The following is a 16,631-nucleotide window of genomic DNA, read 5'->3' as shown; positions in this document are numbered from 1 at the left end:
TTGGTTTTCTAATTATTAAAATTAGAAAAAAAATAATAGTCAAAAAGCGTACCAAAAATTAAATATTTCGCAAAAAAAACACCTAAAAAGTTTTTTAAACCATTTAGGTGAAATATTTGGGGTATTTATGAGATACTGAAATGAGTTCAGTAAAATAATTGTATTATTTTATTTTAAAAGCGTTTGCACCAGGAAAATATGCAACTTCATTTAATTCTTCCTCAATACGTAATAATTGATTGTATTTTGCCATACGATCTGAACGCGATGCCGAACCGGTTTTAATTTGACCACAATTTAACGCTACTGCTAAATCTGCAATGGTATTGTCTTCAGTTTCTCCAGAACGGTGACTCATAACTGAAGTATATCCTGCATTATGAGCCATATTTACAGCCGCAATAGTTTCAGATAACGTACCAATTTGGTTTACTTTAATTAAAATTGAATTGGCAATACCTTCTTTGATACCACGAGAAAGTCTTTCTACATTCGTAACAAATAAATCATCACCTACTAATTGTACTTTATTACCAATTTTATCGGTTAAATATTTCCAACCTTTCCAATCGTCTTCGTACATTCCGTCTTCAATAGAAATAATTGGATATTTTGAAGCCAATTCAGCTAAATAATCTGCTTGTTCTTCAGACGTTCTAATTTTCCCACCAGCACCTTCAAATTTTGTATAATCGTATTTTCCATTTACATAAAATTCTGAAGCCGCACAATCTAAAGCAATCATAACATCATCTCCAAAAGAATATCCCGCTTTCTCAACTGCTAATTTAATCGTATCTAAAGCATCTTCAGTTCCACCTGCTAAATTAGGCGCAAAACCACCTTCATCTCCAACAGCTGTTGACAAATTTCTATCGTGTAATACTTTTTTCAGGTTGTGAAAAATCTCAGTACCCATTTGCATAGCGTGAGTAAATGAAGTTGCTTTTACTGGAATAATCATAAATTCCTGAAATGCAATAGGCGCATCTGAATGCGAGCCACCATTAATGATATTCATCATTGGAACGGGTAACGTATTTCCAGAAACACCACCAACATATCTATATAAAGGCATACCTAATTCATTTGCAGCAGCTTTCGCGACAGCTAAAGACACACCTAAAATGGCATTAGCTCCAAGATTTGATTTATTTGGCGTACCGTCTAATTCAATCATCATTTTATCGATAGCGTTTTGTTCAAAAACGGACATACCTACTAATTCTGAAGCAATAGTTGCGTTTACATTTTCAACGGCTTTCAAAACACCTTTGCCCATATAAGCTTTTCCGCCGTCACGTAATTCAACTGCTTCGTGTTCGCCGGTAGAAGCACCAGAAGGAACTGCCGCTCTACCTAAAATTCCATTTTCTGTAATTACATCTACTTCAACAGTAGGATTACCTCTTGAATCTAATATTTGTCGTGCGTGAACTTTAATTATTATGCTCATATTTACTATTTTTTTTAATTCTAAATTATTAACTAAACAAAGTTAAATATATTTTATTTCGAATTTCGTAATTATAATAAAACTTATAAACGATAACGTTTTAGTTTTTAGAAGTTTTTATGTTCGTAATAAAATCATCGAATAAATAACTTGAATCGTGTGGTCCAGGACTTGCTTCAGGATGATATTGTACTGAAAAACAGTTTTTAGATTTCATTTTCATACCTGCAACCGTTCCGTCATTTAAATGAACGTGTGTTAATTCAAAGTCTGGGTGTTTTTCTAATTCTTCTTTATTTACAGCAAAACCGTGATTTTGAGACGTAATTTCGCCTTTACCTGTTACCAAATTTTTTACAGGATGATTAATTCCTCTATGTCCATTAAACATTTTATACGTTGAAATTCCATTTGCTAAAGCAATCACTTGATGACCTAAACAAATTCCAAATAATGGTTTGTTTTCAGCTAAAATATTTCTTGCTACTTCTTGCGCAGATGCTAATGGGTCTGGATCACCTGGACCGTTTGATAAAAAATAGCCATCCGGATTAAATGCTTTCATTTCGTTAAAAGTAGCATTATAAGGATACACCTTAATATAACAATCACGTTTTGCTAAATTTCTTAAGATGTTTGTTTTGATTCCTAAATCTAAAGCTGCAATTTTATAAGTTGCATTTTCATTTCCGAAAAAATAAGGTTCTTTAGTTGAAACCACAGAAGCTAAATCCAAACCTTCCATATTAGGAGCTTGTTCTAACTTTACTTTCAAATCTTCTATTGAAGTTCCATCGGTAGAAATAATTGCATTCATAGCACCGTTATCTCTAATATAACTAACTAAAGCGCGTGTATCAACATCTGAAATCACAATTAAATTTTGTTTTTCAAGATAATCATACAAACTTTCAGATGCATCTTCGCGAGAATAGTTCATACTAAAATTTTTACAAACTAATCCTGAAATTTTAACAGAATCTGATTCCACTTCTTTTGTATTTACACCATAATTTCCAATATGCGCATTGGTTGTAACCATAATTTGCCCATAATATGAAGGATCTGTAAATATTTCTTGATAACCGGTTGTACCTGTATTAAATGCGATTTCACCAAAAGTTGTACCTGAAATTCCAATTGATTTTCCGTAGAAAATAGTTCCGTCTTTAAGTAAGAGAACTGCTTGTTGTTTGTTGTTGTATTTCATCAGTTGTTGTAGTTTTTAAAAAAGAGATAAGCATCAAATTTTGAGTTACCTTATTTATATTGCAAAATTACGTTATAGTATTTATAAAAAAAAAGGATAAACAAAAATTTGTTTATCCTTTTTTAATTATTTTAAATCAATCGTTTCATAATTATTCAGAAGCTTCTGTTGTATCGGTTGATTCAGTTGACTCAGTGGCTGGAGTTTCCGCTACAGTATCATCTGCTTTTTTAGATTTACCTCTACGAGTAGATGCTTTTTTAACTTCTTTTTTAGCAGTTGAATAAATTGTATTGAAATCCACTAGTTCAATCATAGCCATATCAGCGTTATCCCCTAAACGGTTTCCTAACTTAATAATACGAGTATAACCTCCTGGACGATCAGCTACTTTATCAGCTACTTCTCTGAACAATTCAGTAACAGCATATTTACTTCTTAAATAAGAAAAACAAATACGTCTGTTGTGCGTTGTATCTTCTTTTGATTTTGTTACAAGAGGTTCAATAAATTGTTTTAAAGCTTTTGCTTTTGCAACAGTTGTATTGATACGCTTGTGTTCAATTAGAGAACATGCCATATTAGCAAGCATTGCTTTTCTATGACCTGTTTGTCTACTTAAATGATTGAATTTTTTTCCGTGTCTCATGACGTAATTATTTTATCTTCATCTTGCATCAATCCGCTTTGGAGAGCAAAATATGAATGAATTATTCTTTATCTAATTTGTATTTTGCTAAATCCATTCCGAAAGTAAGGTTTTTATTCGCCACTAACTCATCTAATTCAGTTAGTGATTTTTTACCGAAATTACGGAATTTCATTAAATCGTTTTTGTTGAAAGAAACTAAGTCTCCTAATGTATCAACTTCAGCCGCTTTTAAGCAGTTTAAAGCTCTTACTGATAAATCCATATCAACTAATTTAGTTTTCAATAGTTGTCTCATGTGTAATGATTCCTCATCATACGATTCAGTTTGAGCAATTTCGTCAGCCTCAAGTGTGATTCTTTCGTCAGAAAACAACATAAAATGGTGAATCAACGTTTTAGCTGCTTCTGTTAATGCGTCTTTTGGATTTATTGAACCATCAGTTTTGATTTCGAAAACTAATTTTTCGTAATCTGTTTTCTGTTCAACACGGAAGTTTTCGATTGAATACTTCACATTTTTTACAGGCGTATAAATAGAGTCTGTAAAAATTGTTCCAATAGGAGCATTTGGTTTTTTATTTTCTTCAGCAGGAACATATCCTCTACCTTTTTCGATAGAAAGTTCCATGTTGATAGTTGTTTTGCTGTCTAAATTACAAATTACTAAATCTGGATTTAAAACTTGAAAACCAGAAATAAATTTTTGGAAATCACCAGCTGTAATTTGATCTTTACCAGAAAGAGAAATAGAAACTGATTCGTTATCTACATCTTCAATTTGACGTTTAAAACGTACTTGTTTAAGATTTAAGATAATTTCAGTTACATCTTCTACTACACCAGAAATTGTTGAAAATTCATGTTCAACACCTTCTATTCTTACAGATGTAATAGCAAAACCTTCCAATGCAGAAAGTAAAACTCTTCTTAAAGCGTTACCAACTGTCAATCCGTAACCAGGTTCTAAAGGTCTAAATTCGAATTTACCTTCAAAATCGGTTGAATCGATCATGATAACTTTATCGGGCTTTTGAAAATTAAATATTGCCATATCTTCGACTAATGTCAATTATTATTTGTTATACAACTCAACGATTAGTTGCTCTTTAATATTTTCTGGAATTTGAAGTCTTTGAGGAACCGTTACAAACGTACCTTGTTTCGTATCATTATTCCAAGTAATCCACTCATATACAGCAGAATTGTTAGCTAAAGAGCTTTCAATTGCTTCAAGAGATTTAGATTTTTCACGGACTGCAACAATATCGCCAGGTTTTAAATGGTAAGAAGGTACATTTACCAATTCACCATTAACTGTGATATGTCTGTGAGAAACGAATTGACGAGCAGATCTACGAGTAGGTGCAATACCCATTCTGTAAACTACATTATCTAAACGAGCTTCACAAAGTTGTAACAAGATTTCACCTGTTACACCTGAAGCAGCAGCTGCTTTTTCAAATAAATTTCTGAACTGACGCTCTAAAATACCATAGGTATATTTTGCTTTTTGCTTTTCCATTAACTGGACAGCATATTCAGATTTTTTACCTCTTCTTTTTGCCAAACCATGTTGACCAGGAGGATAATTTCTTCTTTCGAAAGCTTTATCTTCTCCGAAAATTGCTTCACCGAACTTACGGGCGATTCTTGTTTTTGGACCAGTATATCTTGCCATTTTACAAATTTTAATTTAAGGTAGGGATTATGAATTAAGGTCTTTCCTTCGATAATCTAAATTCCTACCTTTGTTTTATACTAATTGTTATACTCTTCTTCTCTTTGGAGGACGACATCCATTATGAGGCATTGGAGTAACATCAATAATTTCAGTTACTTCAATTCCACTATTATGGATTGATCTAATAGCAGATTCTCTGCCATTTCCTGGACCTTTTACGTAAACTTTTACTTTTTTAAGTCCAGCTTCAAGAGCTACTTTTCCACAATCTTCAGCAGCCATTTGGGCAGCGTACGGAGTGTTCTTTTTAGAACCTCTGAAACCCATTTTACCAGCTGACGACCAAGAAATAACTTCACCTTTTTTGTTTGTTAACGAAATGATGATGTTGTTAAAAGTAGCGCTAATATGTGCTTCTCCAGAAGACTCAACGATAACTTTACGTTTTTTTGCAGTTGCCTTAGCCATATTATTTACTATTTAGTTGCTTTTTTCTTGTTTGCAACAGTTTTTCTTTTACCTTTTCTTGTTCTCGAGTTGTTTTTTGTTCTTTGACCTCTTAAAGGTAATCCCGCTCTGTGGCGTATACCTCTTTGACATCCGATGTCCATTAAACGTTTGATGTTTAATGTAATTTCAGAACGTAATTCACCTTCGATTTTAAATGATGAAACCGCTTCACGGATTGCTCCGATTTCGTCATCATTCCAATCAGATACTTTTTTATCTTGGCTTACTTTGGCTTTTTCTAAAACCTCAATAGCTCTACTTTTACCCATACCAAAAATGTATGTTAAAGCGATAACTCCTCTTTTGTTTTTTGGGATATCAACCCCTGCTATTCTTGCCATAATTATCCTTGTCTTTGTTTAAATCTAGGATTCTTTTTGTTAATAACGTATAATCTTCCTTTTCTACGCACGATAATACATTCTGCGCTTCTTTTTTTAACTGATGCTCTTACTTTCATCTTAATTTGCTTTATGCTATATGCAAATATGCTTTAAGCTTATTGCTCACTGCGTATCGCCTATTGCTTATTTAATATCTATAAGTAATTCTAGCTTTAGACAAATCGTAAGGGCTCATTTCAAGTTTAACCTTGTCTCCTGGTAACAACTTAATGTAATGCATACGCATTTTACCTGAGATGTGAGCAATTACAACATGTCCATTTTCTAATTCCACTCGAAACATTGCATTAGATAATGCTTCTACAATGCTTCCGTCTTGTTCTATTGCTGATTGTTTTGCCATAATTAATTAAGCGACAGCTTTTCTATTTTTACCACTTTTCATTAAACCATCATAATGTTTGTTTAACAAGTATGAATTGATTTGTTGAATCGTATCGATTGCAACTCCGACCATAATAATTAACGAAGTACCACCATAAAAGTAAGCCCATGCACCTTGAACATCTAATAATCCGTGGATAATAGCAGGGAACACTGCAATTAAAGCCAAGAATAATGAACCTGGAAATGTGATTAGCGACATTAACTTATCTAAGAAATCGCCTGTTTCAGCACCTGGTTTAATACCTGGAATGAAACCTCCACTTCTCTTTAAATCATCTGCCATTTTATTTGTTGGTACCGTAATAGCGGTGTAAAAATACGTAAAAATAACTATTAATAAAGCAAAAACCACATTATAAACTAAACCGAATGGATCTTTAAACATATTTGAAATGCTTAAAGCTGTGTCTGATTTAGATAATCCAGCTAATGCAGCAGGTATAAACATAATTGCTTGCGCAAAAATAATTGGCATAACACCTGCAGAATTCAATTTTAATGGAATAAATTGTCTATTATCATCCATTGAATCGGATTCAAAATCACCAGATACTGATCTTCTTGCGTATTGAACCTGAACTTTTCTCAAAGCCATTACTAGTAATATGGTAGCTATAATTACCAATAACCAAATGATGATTTCAATAATGATTTTCATTGGGTTAGTACTATTAGTTCCCACTTCTTGAATGAAAGCTTCTGGCATTCTAGCCAAAATCCCCACCATAATTAAAAGTGATATTCCATTACCAATTCCTTTTTCTGTAATTCTTTCTCCTAACCACATTGCGAAAATAGTTCCCGAAACGATGATTAATACGGACCCAAATAAAGGGAAGAAAGTAAAGAAATCAGGATTTACAAATGCTTCAGCAGGTAAGGTTTGTTTTAAATTAAAAATATAACCTGGCCCTTGAACCAATGTAATTGCAATAGTTAACCAACGTGTAATTTGATTAAGCGTTTTTCTACCACTTTCACCATCTTTTTGTAATTTTTGTAAATAAGGAATCGCAATTCCCATTAATTGAACTACAATCGACGCAGAGATGTAAGGCATAATTCCTAATGCAAAGATAGAAGCTTCCGAGAAAGCACCACCTGTAAACACATTAATTAACCAACCTATACCACCTTCTGTTTGATTAGAAAGACTTTGCAATTTTGTGGAATCAATACCTGGTAATGTTACTTGTGAGCCAAAACGATACACAAGTAAAATTCCAAGAGTCACTAAAATTTTATTTTTTAGTTCTTCTATTTTCCAAACATTGATAAATGATTCTATAAATTTCTTCATAGTGATACTAATTAAAGGATTACTACTTCTCCTCCAGCAGCTTCGATGGCCGCTTTTGCAGTTGCAGTAAATTTGTGAGCACTAACTTTTAATTTTGTTTTTAGCTCACCTCTACCTAAAATCTTTACTAAGCTATTTTTAGTAGCCAAACGTGTATCAACAAATACTGTAAAATCTACAGCTTCTGAGATTACACCGTTTTCTACTAAACCTTGTAAAGTATCAAGATTTATACCTTGATATTCTACTCTATTGATGTTTTTGAAACCAAATTTTGGTACTCTTCGTTGAAGAGGCATTTGACCTCCTTCAAAACCAATTTTCTTCGAATAACCAGAACGAGATTTGGCTCCTTTGTGTCCTCTTGTTGAGGTTCCACCTTTACCAGATCCTTCACCTCTACCTACTCTTTTGTTTTGGTTGTGAACAGAACCTTCTGCTGGTTGTAAATTACTTAAATTCATAACATGTATTGTTATTTAGTTTCTTCAACAGAAACTAAGTGTTTAACTTTATTTACCATTCCAAGGACAGCAGGACTTGCATCGTGCTCAACAACTTGACCCATTTTTTTTATACCAAGAGCGATTAATGTTCTCTTTTGGTCTAATGGACAGTTGATTTTACTTCTAACTTGTTTTACTAATATTTTCATATCTCCTTGATTTATCCTTTAAATACTTTATCTAAAGATACTCCTCTTTGTTTTGCAACAGTAAGAGCACTTCTCATTTGTAACAAAGCATCAAAAGTTGCTTTTACAACGTTGTGAGGATTTGATGAACCTTGAGATTTAGATAATACATCGTGTACACCAACTGATTCTAATACCGCACGTACAGCACCACCAGCGATAACTCCGGTACCGTGTGAAGCTGGCATTAAGAATACTCTAGCACCACCAAATTTACCTTTTTGCTCATGAGGAACAGATTGTCCACTTAAAGGAATTTTTACTAAATTTTTCTTAGCATCTTCTACTGCTTTCGCAATTGCTTCAGAAACATCTTTAGATTTTCCTAAACCGTGACCTACTACTCCGTTTTCATCTCCAACTACAACAATAGCTGAAAAACCAAAAGCTCTACCACCTTTAGTTACTTTAGTAACACGATTAACACTAACCAAACGATCTTTTAATTCAAGACCTGCTGGTTTCACTAATTCTACGTTTTTATAATTTTGATACATACCTTAGAATTTAAGTCCCGCTTCTCTAGCTCCTTCAGCTAACGATTTTACACGTCCATGGTATAAGTTTCCTCCTCTATCAAAAGTGATAGTAGAAACACCAGCTTTAAGCGCTTTTTCAGCGATCAATTTACCAACTGCGCTTGCAGTTTCGATTTTAGTACCTGTAGTAACTCCTTTATCTCTCGACGAAGCAGAAACTAAAGTAACACCGTTTACATCATCTATGATTTGTGCATAGATTTCCTTATTACTTCTAAAAACAGAAAGTCTAGGTTGAGCAGCAGTTCCGCTTACAGTCTTTCTGATTCTGAACTGTATTCTTTGTCTTCTTTCAGATTTTGTTAATGACATAACTTTATATTTTAAGCTGATTTACCTGCTTTTCTTCTTACTTCCTCACCAACAAACTTAACCCCTTTACCTTTGTACGGTTCTGGTTTACGGAAAGCTCTGATTTTAGCAGCAACCTGTCCTAATAATTGTTTGTCAAATGAAGTTAATTTCACTATCGGATTTTTACCTTTTTCTGAGATTGTTTCAACACTTACTTCAGAAACTACTTCAAGTACTATATTGTGAGAAAAACCTAAAGCTAAATCTAATTTTTGCCCTTGGTTTGATGCTCTATATCCTACTCCAACTAATTCTAATTGTTTTGTGAAACCTTCTGCTACTCCAATAATCATGTTATTGATTAATGAACGATAAAGTCCGTGTTTCGCTCTCTCATTCTTATGATCTGTTGCACGTTCAACGATAACATTGTTATCTTCAATTTTGATCGTTACATCAGAATATTCCTGAGTAAGCTCGCCTAATTTTCCTTTTACTGTAACTACAGCATCTTTCACTTCTACAGTTACTCCTGCTGGAATTGCAATTGGATTTTTACCTATTCTTGACATCTTATATAGTCTTTAAAATTAGTATACGTAACAAATTACTTCACCACCTACATTTAACTGCTTAGCCATTTTACCTGTCATAACTCCTTTAGAAGTTGACACGATAGCAATACCTAAACCATTTAAAATTCTTGGGATGTTAGTAGAACTTGCGTACTTACGTAAACCTGGTTTACTAATTCTTTGGATATCTTTAATTACTGACTCTTTAGTATCTTTATCATACTTTAAAGCAATTTTGATAGTACCTTGTACGGTAGAATCTTCAAACTTGTAACTTAAGATATATCCTTGATCGAATAAAATCTTTGTGATTTCTTTTTTCAAGTTCGAAGCAGGAATTTCAACCACTTTGTGATTTACTCTAGCTGCATTTCTTACTCTAGTAAGATAATCTGCAATTGGATCTGTATACATATGTATAGATTTGCGATTATGGTTTTCAGGAAGCACTCGCTCCCTGAACCTTTAATCAATTAAAATTATTTTTTGGTTTGCAAAAGTAATAACTTTTTGCGAGATTACCAAGAAGCTTTTTTAACTCCTGGTATTAAACCTTGATTTGCCATTTCACGGAATGTTACACGTGAAAGACCAAATTGACGCATATACCCTCTTGGTCTACCAGTTAATTTACAACGATTGTGTAAACGAATTGGCGAAGCGTTTTTAGGTAATTTTTGTAATGCTTCATAATCACCAGCTTTTTTCAAAGCTTTTCTTTTCTCAGCATATTTATCTACAACAGCTTGTCTTTTAACCTCACGGGCTTTCATTGATTCTTTAGCCATAACTTAGTTCTTTTTGAAAGGTAAACCTAATTCAGTTAATAATGATTTTGCTTCTTTATCTGTTTGAGCAGAAGTAACAAAAGTAATATCCATTCCAGAAATTTTGTTTACTTTATCAATATCAATTTCAGGAAAAATGATTTGTTCTAAAACTCCTAGGTTATAATTACCTCTTCCATCAAATCCTGTAGATTTAATTCCACCAAAATCTCTTACACGAGGTAAAGATGATGTAATAAGTCTATCTAAAAACTCATACATTCTTTCTCCACGTAAAGTTACTTTAGCACCAATCGGCATACCTTTTCTTAGTTTAAATGATGCAACGTCTTTCTTTGAGATAGTAGCAACTGCTTTTTGACCAGTAATTTTAGTTAACTCATCAACAGCGTAATCTACTAATTTTTTGTCAGACACAGCAGCACCTACACCGCGGCTAATAACAATTTTTTCCAATTTTGGAACTTGCATTACATTTTTGTAACCAAATTCTTCTTTCAAAGCAGCAACTATTCTGCTTTTATATTCTTCCTTTAGTCTTGGTAAGTATCCCATAACTATATAACTTGATTAGATTTTTTTGAAAATCTTACTTTTGTTTCTCCATCCATTCTAAATCCTACTTTAGAAGTCTCTTTAGTTTTAGAGTCTACTAATGCTAAATTAGAAATATGGATAGGAGCTTCTTTCTTCACGATTCCACCTTGTGGGCTTTTTGCACTTGGTTTCGTATGTTTTGAAACCATGTTTAATCCTTCCACAACAGCTTTGTTTTTATCGCGAATTACTCGTAAAACTTTACCTTCTTGTCCTTTATGATCACCAGCATTAACACGTACTAGGTCTCCTGATTTTATTTTAATTTTCATCATTTCTTTGAGAATTAAAGCACCTCAGGTGCTAATGATACAATTTTCATGAATTGTTTTTCACGAAGTTCTCTTGCTACTGGACCAAAAACACGAGTACCTCTCATTTCACCACCAGCATTTAATAATACGCAAGCGTTATCATCAAATCTAATGTATGAACCATCGGCTCTTCTCACTTCTTTTTTGGTACGTATTACAACTGCAGTTGAAACAGATCCTTTTTTAACATTACTGTTAGGAGCTGCATCTTTGATTGAAACTACAATTTTATCACCTACAGATGCGTAACGACGTTTCGTTCCACCTAGAACACGGATAGTTAAAACTTCTTTTGCTCCCGTGTTATCTGCTACTTTTAATCTTGATTCTTGTTGTACCATAATTACTTAGCTCTTTCAATGATTTCAACTAATCTCCAACATTTCGTTTTACTTAAAGGACGCGTTTCGCTAATTCTTACAGTATCACCAATATTACAGTCGTTTGTTTCGTCGTGTGCAACATATTTCTTAGTTTTTAACACGAACTTACCATACATAGGGTGTTTTACTCTTTTTGTTTCTGAAATAACAATAGATTTATCCATTTTATTACTAGTAACAACACCAACTCTTTCTTTTCTTAAATTTCTTTTTTCCATCTTTCAGCAGAATACAATTATTGTAACTCTCTTTTAGTAATTTCAGTTGCAATTCTTGCCACTGATCTTCTTAATGTTCTCATTTGAAGCGGATTCTCGATTGGAGAAATAGCATGAGCCATTTTAAGGTCGTTATACGTTTTCTTTACCTGAACAAGCTTTGCTTGTAAGTCAGCTACAGATAGATTTTTTATTTCAGATTGTTTCATAATTAATTTTTATTATGCTTCGAAATCTCTAGCAACGATAAACTTAGTTTTTACAGGAAGTTTTTGTGCTGCAAGACGTAATGCCTCTTTAGCTACTGAGATAGGCACTCCACCTACTTCAAACATAATTTTTCCTGGTTTTACAACAGCAGCCCAATATTCGACTGCTCCTTTTCCTTTACCCATACGTACCTCAAGTGGTTTTTTTGTAATAGGTTTGTCTGGAAATATTTTGATCCATAATTGACCCTCTCTTTTCATGTAACGAGTTGCAGCAATACGAGATGCTTCAATTTGACGAGACGTGATAAAAGAAGAATCCATAGATTTAATACCAAACATTCCGTTTGAAAGGATGTGCCCTCTTTGAGAGTTTCCTTTCATTCTTCCCTTTTGTACCTTACGATATTTTGTTCTTTTAGGTTGTAACATTTTGTCTTTAATTTAAAAAATTACTTTCTTTTGCGTGGAGCTGGTTTACCGCCTTTTCCTTTTGAATCAAAACCACCTCTTTCAGAAGATTTTGGACCTTTTTTGTCCATACCTACTAACGGAGATAAATCTCTTTTACCATAAACTTCGCCCTTCATTATCCATACTTTGATACCCATTCTACCATAAGTAGTATGTGCTTCAGATAATGCATAATCAATGTCTGCTCTGAAAGTTGATAATGGAATTCTTCCTTCTTTGAAACCTTCAGAACGCGCCATCTCTGCACCATTTAAACGACCAGAAATAAGAACCTTAATTCCTTCTGCGTTCATTCTCATTGCTGCTGCGATAGCCATTTTGATAGCTCTTCTGTAAGAAATACGACTTTCGATTTGACGAGCGATAGAGTTACCGACTAAGTAAGCATCTAATTCAGGTCTTTTGATTTCGAAAATGTTGATTTGAATTTCCTTATCTGTAATTTTCTTAAGTTCTTCTTTCAACTTGTCTACCTCTTGTCCGCCTTTTCCGATAATAATACCAGGTCTAGCAGTAGTGATAGTAACGGTTACAAGTTTTAAAGTTCTCTCGATAATTATTTTTGATACACTAGCTTTCGTTAAACGTGCATGGATATACTTTCTGATTTTATAATCTTCGGCGATTTTATCACCGTAATCATTTCCACCATACCAGTTTGAGTCCCATCCTCTGATGATACCAAGTCTGTTTCCTATTGGATTTGTCTTTTGTCCCATACTGTTAATTAATTACTTTGTGTGTTATTGATAGCTCCTAAAACCACGGTTACGTGATTAGAACGTTTTCTAATTCTGTGTGCTCTACCTTGAGGTGCAGGACGTAATCTTTTTAACATCATACCACCATCAACTCTAATCTCTTTAATAAATAAGCCAGCGTCTTCCATACTAGATCCTTCGTTTTTAGCTGACCAATTGGCGATAGCTGATAAAACTAATTTCTCTAATTTTTTTGAAGCTTCTTTTGGACTGAATCTTAATATATTAAGAGCATTTTCTACCTTCTGACCTCTTACTTGATCCGCAACTAAGCGCATTTTTCTTGGTGAAGAAGGGCAGTTATTTAACTTTGCAAACGCAATTTGCTTATTAGCTTCTTTTCTTGCGTCAGCTGCTTCTCTTTTACGAACTCCCATGACTTCTTATTTTTTACCTTTATTTTTCGCACCCGCGTGACCTCTAAAAGATCTTGTTGGTGAGAATTCTCCTAATTTATGACCAACCATATTCTCAGTTACATAAACTGGAACGAATTGACGGCCATTGTGAACAGCGATAGTTTGTCCTACAAAATCTGGAATAATCATAGATGCTCTAGACCAAGTCTTCACAACATTTTTATTACCACCTTCTATATTCTCTTGTACTTTTTTCTCTAATTTAAAGTGTACAAATGGTCCTTTTTTTAATGAACGTGCCATATCTTATTATTTCTTTCTACGTTCTACAATATACTTGTTACTCGGGTTAACCTTAGAACGAGTTCTATAACCTTTAGCTGGTAAACCTTTTCTTGAACGTGGGTGACCTCCTGAAGAGCGTCCTTCTCCACCTCCCATAGGGTGATCAACTGGGTTCATAGCTACTGGTCTTGTTCTAGGTCTTCTTCCTAACCATCTAGTTCTACCTGCTTTACCAGATACTACTAATTGGTGGTCAGAGTTAGATACTGCTCCAATTGTAGCCGAGCAAGTTAACAAGATCAATCTTGTTTCACCTGATGGCATTTTAATTGTTGCATACTTTCCATCTCTAGCCATTAACTGAGCAAATGTACCTGCCGAACGTGCAATTACCGCACCTTGTCCAGGTCTTAATTCGATACAAGAAATAACTGTTCCTAATGGAATTTTACTTAAAGGTAACGCATTTCCAATTTCTGGTGAAGCATCTTCTCCTGAAACTATAGTTTGCCCAACTTGTAAACCATTCTGTGCAATAACGTAAGTTTTTGCTCCATCTGCATAATATAATAATGAAATGAATGCTGAACGGTTTGGATCGTATTCGATTGTTTTCACATTAGCAGGAACTCCAGCTTTTGTTCTTTTAAAATCAATAATACGATACTTTTGTTTATGACCACCACCTGTATAACGCATGGTCATTTTTCCTTGACTATTTCTACCTCCAGAGTTTTTTTTCGGTGCGATCAATGAACGCTCCGGCTTATCAGTTGTAATAGTGTCAAAGCTATTCACAACTCTAAAACGCTGACCTGGGGTAATAGGTTTTAATTTTCTAACTGACATTGTTGTATATTAGATATTAGTATAAAAATCTATCGATTCTCCTTCTTTAACTTGAACAACTGCTTTTTTGTAAGCATTTGTTTTTCCACTGATTAATCCGCTTTTAGTGTATTTTACACTTCTATCAGCTCTATAGTTCATTGTTCTTACGGCTACTACAGTAATACCAAATGCTGTTTCAACAGCTTTTTTGATTTGTACTTTATTAGCTGTTTTTTCAACTATAAAACCAAAACGGTTAAAAACTTCACCATCTTTAGTTAACTTTTCAGTTACAATTGGCTTGATAATAACACTCATGATCTGAATTATTTACTTAAATTAGCTTCTATCGCTTCAATTGAACCTTCTAAAAGAACTAAACATTTTGCATTTAAAATAGCATAAGTACTTAATTCTGAGCTAGTTACAACAGAAGTTGTTTTTAAATTACGCGACGACAAATATACATTTTTATTTGTATCACCTAATATAAATAGAGATTTTTTGTTTTCTAACCCTAAAGAACTCAATACGTTAATGAATTTTTTAGTGTTTGGCGTGTCGAAAGTAAAATCTTCAACAACAAGAATATTTGATTCCAAAGCCTTTAAAGAAAATGCTGATTTACGAGCTAATCTTTTTAAGTTTTTATTCAATTTGAATGAATAACTTCTTGGTCTTGGTCCAAAAACAGTACCCCCACCTTTAAATAAAGGAGATTTTTTTGATCCTGCACGAGCAGTACCTGTACCTTTTTGTTTTTTAATTTTACGTGTACTACCTGCAACTTCTGCTCTTTCTTTAGCTTTGTGCGTTCCTTGTCTTTGGTTAGCCAAGTATTGCTTAACATCTAAATATACAGCATGTTTGTTAGGTTCTATAGCGAAAACGGTATCGTCAAGATTTACTTTACGACCTGTTTCTTTTCCGTTGATATCTAAAACTTTTACTTCCATTACTTCTGAATGATTACATAAGAGTTTTTGCACCCTGGTACACACCCTTTAATTACTAAAAGATTTTTGTCAGCAACAACTTTCAAAACTTTTAAGTTTTGAACTGTTACATTATCTCCACCCATTCTTCCGGCCATTCTCATTCCTTTGAATACTCTAGAAGGATAAGATGATGCTCCAACAGATCCTGGCGCACGTAAACGGTTATGTTGACCGTGAGTGGCTTGACCTACCCCACCGAAACCATGACGTTTTACAACACCTTGAAATCCTTTACCTTTCGAAGTTCCAACTACGTCAACAAATTCACCTTCTGTGAATAAGTTTACATCAATTGTATCTCCTAACTTAAACTCCTCCTCAAAACCGTGGAATTCAACAACTTTCTTCTTAGCAGCAGTACCCGCTTTCTTGAAGTGACCTTCTTCAGCTTTTACTGTATGCTTTTCAGTTTTGTCATCGAAACCTAATTGAAGGGCTTCATACCCGTCAATTGCATTGGTTCTGACTTGGGTCACAACGCATGGTCCAGCTTCAATAACGGTACATGGAATGTTCTTTCCATTCTCGTCAAAGATGCTAGTCATACCGATTTTTCTTCCGATTAACCCAGACATAAATACATATTATTTAATTAAACATTGATTTTCAGCACGATTGCTGAATTTTTTCAAGGGTGCAAATATATAAATATTTTATTATTCTCAAAAATAAATGTTAACTTATTTTTAAAAACAACAAAAATCTAATATTT

The 16,631-nt window shown here is 33.7% G+C and carries 30 protein-coding genes; all 30 read right to left on the bottom strand.

Annotated features, from left to right (window positions below):
* Positions 1 to 163 precede the first annotated feature (163 nt).
* Entirely contained in the window at positions 164 to 1,456 is a 1,293-nt protein-coding gene (eno, locus tag ACIQ16_RS03475; protein ID WP_396148678.1) for a phosphopyruvate hydratase, read from the bottom strand.
* A 100-nt stretch (positions 1,457 to 1,556) separates the two neighbouring features.
* The gene (gene carA / locus ACIQ16_RS03470) at positions 1,557 to 2,666 is read right to left on the bottom strand and encodes a glutamine-hydrolyzing carbamoyl-phosphate synthase small subunit (protein WP_396148676.1); all 1,110 of its coding nucleotides are present in this window, start codon (positions 2,664 to 2,666) and stop codon (positions 1,557 to 1,559) included.
* 151 nt (positions 2,667 to 2,817) lie between these two features.
* The gene (gene rplQ / locus ACIQ16_RS03465) at positions 2,818 to 3,315 is read right to left on the bottom strand and encodes a 50S ribosomal protein L17 (protein ID WP_396148674.1); all 498 of its coding nucleotides are present in this window, start codon (positions 3,313 to 3,315) and stop codon (positions 2,818 to 2,820) included.
* A 61-nt stretch (positions 3,316 to 3,376) separates the two neighbouring features.
* A complete protein-coding gene (locus ACIQ16_RS03460) occupies positions 3,377 to 4,369 on the bottom strand; it encodes a DNA-directed RNA polymerase subunit alpha (RefSeq protein WP_291241516.1) in 993 nt (330 codons plus the stop codon).
* A 21-nt stretch (positions 4,370 to 4,390) separates the two neighbouring features.
* A complete protein-coding gene (gene rpsD, locus ACIQ16_RS03455) occupies positions 4,391 to 4,996 on the bottom strand; it encodes a 30S ribosomal protein S4 (protein ID WP_396148672.1) in 606 nt (201 codons plus the stop codon).
* 87 nt (positions 4,997 to 5,083) lie between these two features.
* A complete protein-coding gene (gene rpsK / locus ACIQ16_RS03450; RefSeq protein WP_091314282.1) occupies positions 5,084 to 5,467 on the bottom strand; it encodes a 30S ribosomal protein S11 in 384 nt (127 codons plus the stop codon).
* A gap of 8 nt (positions 5,468 to 5,475) precedes the next feature.
* Complete coding sequence (gene rpsM / locus ACIQ16_RS03445; RefSeq protein ID WP_291241481.1) at positions 5,476 to 5,850, bottom strand: 30S ribosomal protein S13; 375 nt, start codon at positions 5,848 to 5,850, stop codon at positions 5,476 to 5,478.
* Positions 5,851 to 5,852: 2 nt separating this feature from the next.
* Complete coding sequence (ykgO, locus tag ACIQ16_RS03440; protein WP_002987490.1) at positions 5,853 to 5,969, bottom strand: type B 50S ribosomal protein L36; 117 nt, start codon at positions 5,967 to 5,969, stop codon at positions 5,853 to 5,855.
* 71 nt (positions 5,970 to 6,040) lie between these two features.
* Entirely contained in the window at positions 6,041 to 6,256 is a 216-nt protein-coding gene (infA, locus tag ACIQ16_RS03435) for a translation initiation factor IF-1 (RefSeq protein WP_091314296.1), read from the bottom strand.
* 6 nt (positions 6,257 to 6,262) lie between these two features.
* Positions 6,263 to 7,600, bottom strand: a complete 1,338-nt coding sequence (secY, locus tag ACIQ16_RS03430) for a preprotein translocase subunit SecY (RefSeq protein ID WP_396148670.1) — start codon at positions 7,598 to 7,600, stop codon at positions 6,263 to 6,265.
* Between the two features lie 11 nt (positions 7,601 to 7,611).
* The gene (rplO, locus tag ACIQ16_RS03425) at positions 7,612 to 8,064 is read right to left on the bottom strand and encodes a 50S ribosomal protein L15 (RefSeq protein ID WP_291241483.1); all 453 of its coding nucleotides are present in this window, start codon (positions 8,062 to 8,064) and stop codon (positions 7,612 to 7,614) included.
* An 11-nt stretch (positions 8,065 to 8,075) separates the two neighbouring features.
* Positions 8,076 to 8,255 carry a 50S ribosomal protein L30 gene (gene rpmD, locus ACIQ16_RS03420; RefSeq protein WP_353146821.1) on the bottom strand — a complete coding sequence of 60 codons (180 nt, stop codon included), beginning with the start codon at positions 8,253 to 8,255 and terminating at the stop codon, positions 8,076 to 8,078.
* Between the two features lie 11 nt (positions 8,256 to 8,266).
* Positions 8,267 to 8,791, bottom strand: a complete 525-nt coding sequence (gene rpsE, locus ACIQ16_RS03415; RefSeq protein ID WP_091314308.1) for a 30S ribosomal protein S5 — start codon at positions 8,789 to 8,791, stop codon at positions 8,267 to 8,269.
* 3 nt (positions 8,792 to 8,794) lie between these two features.
* The gene (rplR, locus tag ACIQ16_RS03410; protein ID WP_291241484.1) at positions 8,795 to 9,145 is read right to left on the bottom strand and encodes a 50S ribosomal protein L18; all 351 of its coding nucleotides are present in this window, start codon (positions 9,143 to 9,145) and stop codon (positions 8,795 to 8,797) included.
* A gap of 11 nt (positions 9,146 to 9,156) precedes the next feature.
* Positions 9,157 to 9,699: a 50S ribosomal protein L6 gene (gene rplF / locus ACIQ16_RS03405; RefSeq protein WP_396148667.1), complete on the bottom strand. Its 543-nt coding sequence runs from the start codon at positions 9,697 to 9,699 to the stop codon at positions 9,157 to 9,159.
* Between the two features lie 18 nt (positions 9,700 to 9,717).
* Positions 9,718 to 10,116, bottom strand: coding sequence for a 30S ribosomal protein S8 (rpsH, locus tag ACIQ16_RS03400; RefSeq protein WP_166125942.1), 399 nt, complete (start codon positions 10,114 to 10,116; stop codon positions 9,718 to 9,720).
* A gap of 104 nt (positions 10,117 to 10,220) precedes the next feature.
* Positions 10,221 to 10,490, bottom strand: a complete 270-nt coding sequence (rpsN, locus tag ACIQ16_RS03395) for a 30S ribosomal protein S14 (RefSeq protein WP_091314321.1) — start codon at positions 10,488 to 10,490, stop codon at positions 10,221 to 10,223.
* Between the two features lie 3 nt (positions 10,491 to 10,493).
* Positions 10,494 to 11,045 (bottom strand): 50S ribosomal protein L5, encoded by a 552-nt coding sequence (gene rplE, locus ACIQ16_RS03390; protein ID WP_291241487.1) that lies wholly within the window; start codon positions 11,043 to 11,045, stop codon positions 10,494 to 10,496.
* Between the two features lie 2 nt (positions 11,046 to 11,047).
* Complete coding sequence (gene rplX / locus ACIQ16_RS03385) at positions 11,048 to 11,362, bottom strand: 50S ribosomal protein L24 (protein WP_091314328.1); 315 nt, start codon at positions 11,360 to 11,362, stop codon at positions 11,048 to 11,050.
* Between the two features lie 11 nt (positions 11,363 to 11,373).
* The gene (rplN, locus tag ACIQ16_RS03380; protein WP_091314332.1) at positions 11,374 to 11,742 is read right to left on the bottom strand and encodes a 50S ribosomal protein L14; all 369 of its coding nucleotides are present in this window, start codon (positions 11,740 to 11,742) and stop codon (positions 11,374 to 11,376) included.
* A 2-nt stretch (positions 11,743 to 11,744) separates the two neighbouring features.
* Positions 11,745 to 12,002: a 30S ribosomal protein S17 gene (gene rpsQ, locus ACIQ16_RS03375; RefSeq protein ID WP_291241488.1), complete on the bottom strand. Its 258-nt coding sequence runs from the start codon at positions 12,000 to 12,002 to the stop codon at positions 11,745 to 11,747.
* A 17-nt stretch (positions 12,003 to 12,019) separates the two neighbouring features.
* Positions 12,020 to 12,211 carry a 50S ribosomal protein L29 gene (gene rpmC / locus ACIQ16_RS03370; RefSeq protein WP_291241489.1) on the bottom strand — a complete coding sequence of 64 codons (192 nt, stop codon included), beginning with the start codon at positions 12,209 to 12,211 and terminating at the stop codon, positions 12,020 to 12,022.
* Positions 12,212 to 12,223: 12 nt separating this feature from the next.
* Entirely contained in the window at positions 12,224 to 12,643 is a 420-nt protein-coding gene (rplP, locus tag ACIQ16_RS03365) for a 50S ribosomal protein L16 (protein WP_291241490.1), read from the bottom strand.
* Positions 12,644 to 12,663: 20 nt separating this feature from the next.
* Entirely contained in the window at positions 12,664 to 13,404 is a 741-nt protein-coding gene (gene rpsC, locus ACIQ16_RS03360; protein WP_166077005.1) for a 30S ribosomal protein S3, read from the bottom strand.
* A gap of 8 nt (positions 13,405 to 13,412) precedes the next feature.
* Positions 13,413 to 13,823 (bottom strand): 50S ribosomal protein L22, encoded by a 411-nt coding sequence (rplV, locus tag ACIQ16_RS03355; protein ID WP_091314353.1) that lies wholly within the window; start codon positions 13,821 to 13,823, stop codon positions 13,413 to 13,415.
* Between the two features lie 6 nt (positions 13,824 to 13,829).
* Positions 13,830 to 14,108, bottom strand: a complete 279-nt coding sequence (gene rpsS, locus ACIQ16_RS03350; RefSeq protein ID WP_091314356.1) for a 30S ribosomal protein S19 — start codon at positions 14,106 to 14,108, stop codon at positions 13,830 to 13,832.
* A gap of 6 nt (positions 14,109 to 14,114) precedes the next feature.
* On the bottom strand, positions 14,115 to 14,939 hold the full coding sequence (gene rplB, locus ACIQ16_RS03345; RefSeq protein WP_396148662.1) for a 50S ribosomal protein L2: 825 nt from the start codon (positions 14,937 to 14,939) through the stop codon (positions 14,115 to 14,117).
* Between the two features lie 9 nt (positions 14,940 to 14,948).
* Positions 14,949 to 15,239 (bottom strand): 50S ribosomal protein L23, encoded by a 291-nt coding sequence (gene rplW, locus ACIQ16_RS03340; protein WP_353146852.1) that lies wholly within the window; start codon positions 15,237 to 15,239, stop codon positions 14,949 to 14,951.
* Between the two features lie 8 nt (positions 15,240 to 15,247).
* Positions 15,248 to 15,877, bottom strand: a complete 630-nt coding sequence (gene rplD, locus ACIQ16_RS03335; RefSeq protein WP_396148660.1) for a 50S ribosomal protein L4 — start codon at positions 15,875 to 15,877, stop codon at positions 15,248 to 15,250.
* Positions 15,877 to 16,494, bottom strand: coding sequence for a 50S ribosomal protein L3 (rplC, locus tag ACIQ16_RS03330; RefSeq protein ID WP_396148658.1), 618 nt, complete (start codon positions 16,492 to 16,494; stop codon positions 15,877 to 15,879). The genes rplD and rplC overlap by 1 nt, the downstream gene beginning before the upstream one ends.
* Positions 16,495 to 16,631 lie beyond the last annotated feature (137 nt).

The sequence above is a fragment of the Flavobacterium sp. genome, from assembly GCF_044360715.1.
Classification (GTDB): Bacteria; Bacteroidota; Bacteroidia; order Flavobacteriales; family Flavobacteriaceae; genus Flavobacterium.
Note: the sequence above shows the minus strand (reverse complement) of the source record. Positions and strands in the feature narration are given on the sequence as shown.

Excerpts from the sequence above, each read along its gene's own strand:
- eno (WP_396148678.1), bottom strand. The coding sequence starts at position 1,456 with ATGAGCATAATAATTAAAGTTCACGCACGACAAATATTAGATTCAAGA.
- carA (WP_396148676.1), bottom strand. The coding sequence starts at position 2,666 with ATGAAATACAACAACAAACAACAAGCAGTTCTCTTACTTAAAGACGGA.
- rplQ (WP_396148674.1), bottom strand. The coding sequence starts at position 3,315 with ATGAGACACGGAAAAAAATTCAATCATTTAAGTAGACAAACAGGTCAT.
- ACIQ16_RS03460 (WP_291241516.1), bottom strand. The coding sequence starts at position 4,369 with ATGGCAATATTTAATTTTCAAAAGCCCGATAAAGTTATCATGATCGAT.
- rpsD (WP_396148672.1), bottom strand. The coding sequence starts at position 4,996 with ATGGCAAGATATACTGGTCCAAAAACAAGAATCGCCCGTAAGTTCGGT.
- rpsK (WP_091314282.1), bottom strand. The coding sequence starts at position 5,467 with ATGGCTAAGGCAACTGCAAAAAAACGTAAAGTTATCGTTGAGTCTTCT.
- rpsM (WP_291241481.1), bottom strand. The coding sequence starts at position 5,850 with ATGGCAAGAATAGCAGGGGTTGATATCCCAAAAAACAAAAGAGGAGTT.
- ykgO (WP_002987490.1), bottom strand. The coding sequence starts at position 5,969 with ATGAAAGTAAGAGCATCAGTTAAAAAAAGAAGCGCAGAATGTATTATC.
- infA (WP_091314296.1), bottom strand. The coding sequence starts at position 6,256 with ATGGCAAAACAATCAGCAATAGAACAAGACGGAAGCATTGTAGAAGCA.
- secY (WP_396148670.1), bottom strand. The coding sequence starts at position 7,600 with ATGAAGAAATTTATAGAATCATTTATCAATGTTTGGAAAATAGAAGAA.
- rplO (WP_291241483.1), bottom strand. The coding sequence starts at position 8,064 with ATGAATTTAAGTAATTTACAACCAGCAGAAGGTTCTGTTCACAACCAA.
- rpmD (WP_353146821.1), bottom strand. The coding sequence starts at position 8,255 with ATGAAAATATTAGTAAAACAAGTTAGAAGTAAAATCAACTGTCCATTA.
- rpsE (WP_091314308.1), bottom strand. The coding sequence starts at position 8,791 with ATGTATCAAAATTATAAAAACGTAGAATTAGTGAAACCAGCAGGTCTT.
- rplR (WP_291241484.1), bottom strand. The coding sequence starts at position 9,145 with ATGTCATTAACAAAATCTGAAAGAAGACAAAGAATACAGTTCAGAATC.
- rplF (WP_396148667.1), bottom strand. The coding sequence starts at position 9,699 with ATGTCAAGAATAGGTAAAAATCCAATTGCAATTCCAGCAGGAGTAACT.
- rpsH (WP_166125942.1), bottom strand. The coding sequence starts at position 10,116 with ATGTATACAGATCCAATTGCAGATTATCTTACTAGAGTAAGAAATGCA.
- rpsN (WP_091314321.1), bottom strand. The coding sequence starts at position 10,490 with ATGGCTAAAGAATCAATGAAAGCCCGTGAGGTTAAAAGACAAGCTGTT.
- rplE (WP_291241487.1), bottom strand. The coding sequence starts at position 11,045 with ATGGGATACTTACCAAGACTAAAGGAAGAATATAAAAGCAGAATAGTT.
- rplX (WP_091314328.1), bottom strand. The coding sequence starts at position 11,362 with ATGATGAAAATTAAAATAAAATCAGGAGACCTAGTACGTGTTAATGCT.
- rplN (WP_091314332.1), bottom strand. The coding sequence starts at position 11,742 with ATGGTACAACAAGAATCAAGATTAAAAGTAGCAGATAACACGGGAGCA.
- rpsQ (WP_291241488.1), bottom strand. The coding sequence starts at position 12,002 with ATGGAAAAAAGAAATTTAAGAAAAGAAAGAGTTGGTGTTGTTACTAGT.
- rpmC (WP_291241489.1), bottom strand. The coding sequence starts at position 12,211 with ATGAAACAATCTGAAATAAAAAATCTATCTGTAGCTGACTTACAAGCA.
- rplP (WP_291241490.1), bottom strand. The coding sequence starts at position 12,643 with ATGTTACAACCTAAAAGAACAAAATATCGTAAGGTACAAAAGGGAAGA.
- rpsC (WP_166077005.1), bottom strand. The coding sequence starts at position 13,404 with ATGGGACAAAAGACAAATCCAATAGGAAACAGACTTGGTATCATCAGA.
- rplV (WP_091314353.1), bottom strand. The coding sequence starts at position 13,823 with ATGGGAGTTCGTAAAAGAGAAGCAGCTGACGCAAGAAAAGAAGCTAAT.
- rpsS (WP_091314356.1), bottom strand. The coding sequence starts at position 14,108 with ATGGCACGTTCATTAAAAAAAGGACCATTTGTACACTTTAAATTAGAG.
- rplB (WP_396148662.1), bottom strand. The coding sequence starts at position 14,939 with ATGTCAGTTAGAAAATTAAAACCTATTACCCCAGGTCAGCGTTTTAGA.
- rplW (WP_353146852.1), bottom strand. The coding sequence starts at position 15,239 with ATGAGTGTTATTATCAAGCCAATTGTAACTGAAAAGTTAACTAAAGAT.
- rplD (WP_396148660.1), bottom strand. The coding sequence starts at position 15,877 with ATGGAAGTAAAAGTTTTAGATATCAACGGAAAAGAAACAGGTCGTAAA.
- rplC (WP_396148658.1), bottom strand. The coding sequence starts at position 16,494 with ATGTCTGGGTTAATCGGAAGAAAAATCGGTATGACTAGCATCTTTGAC.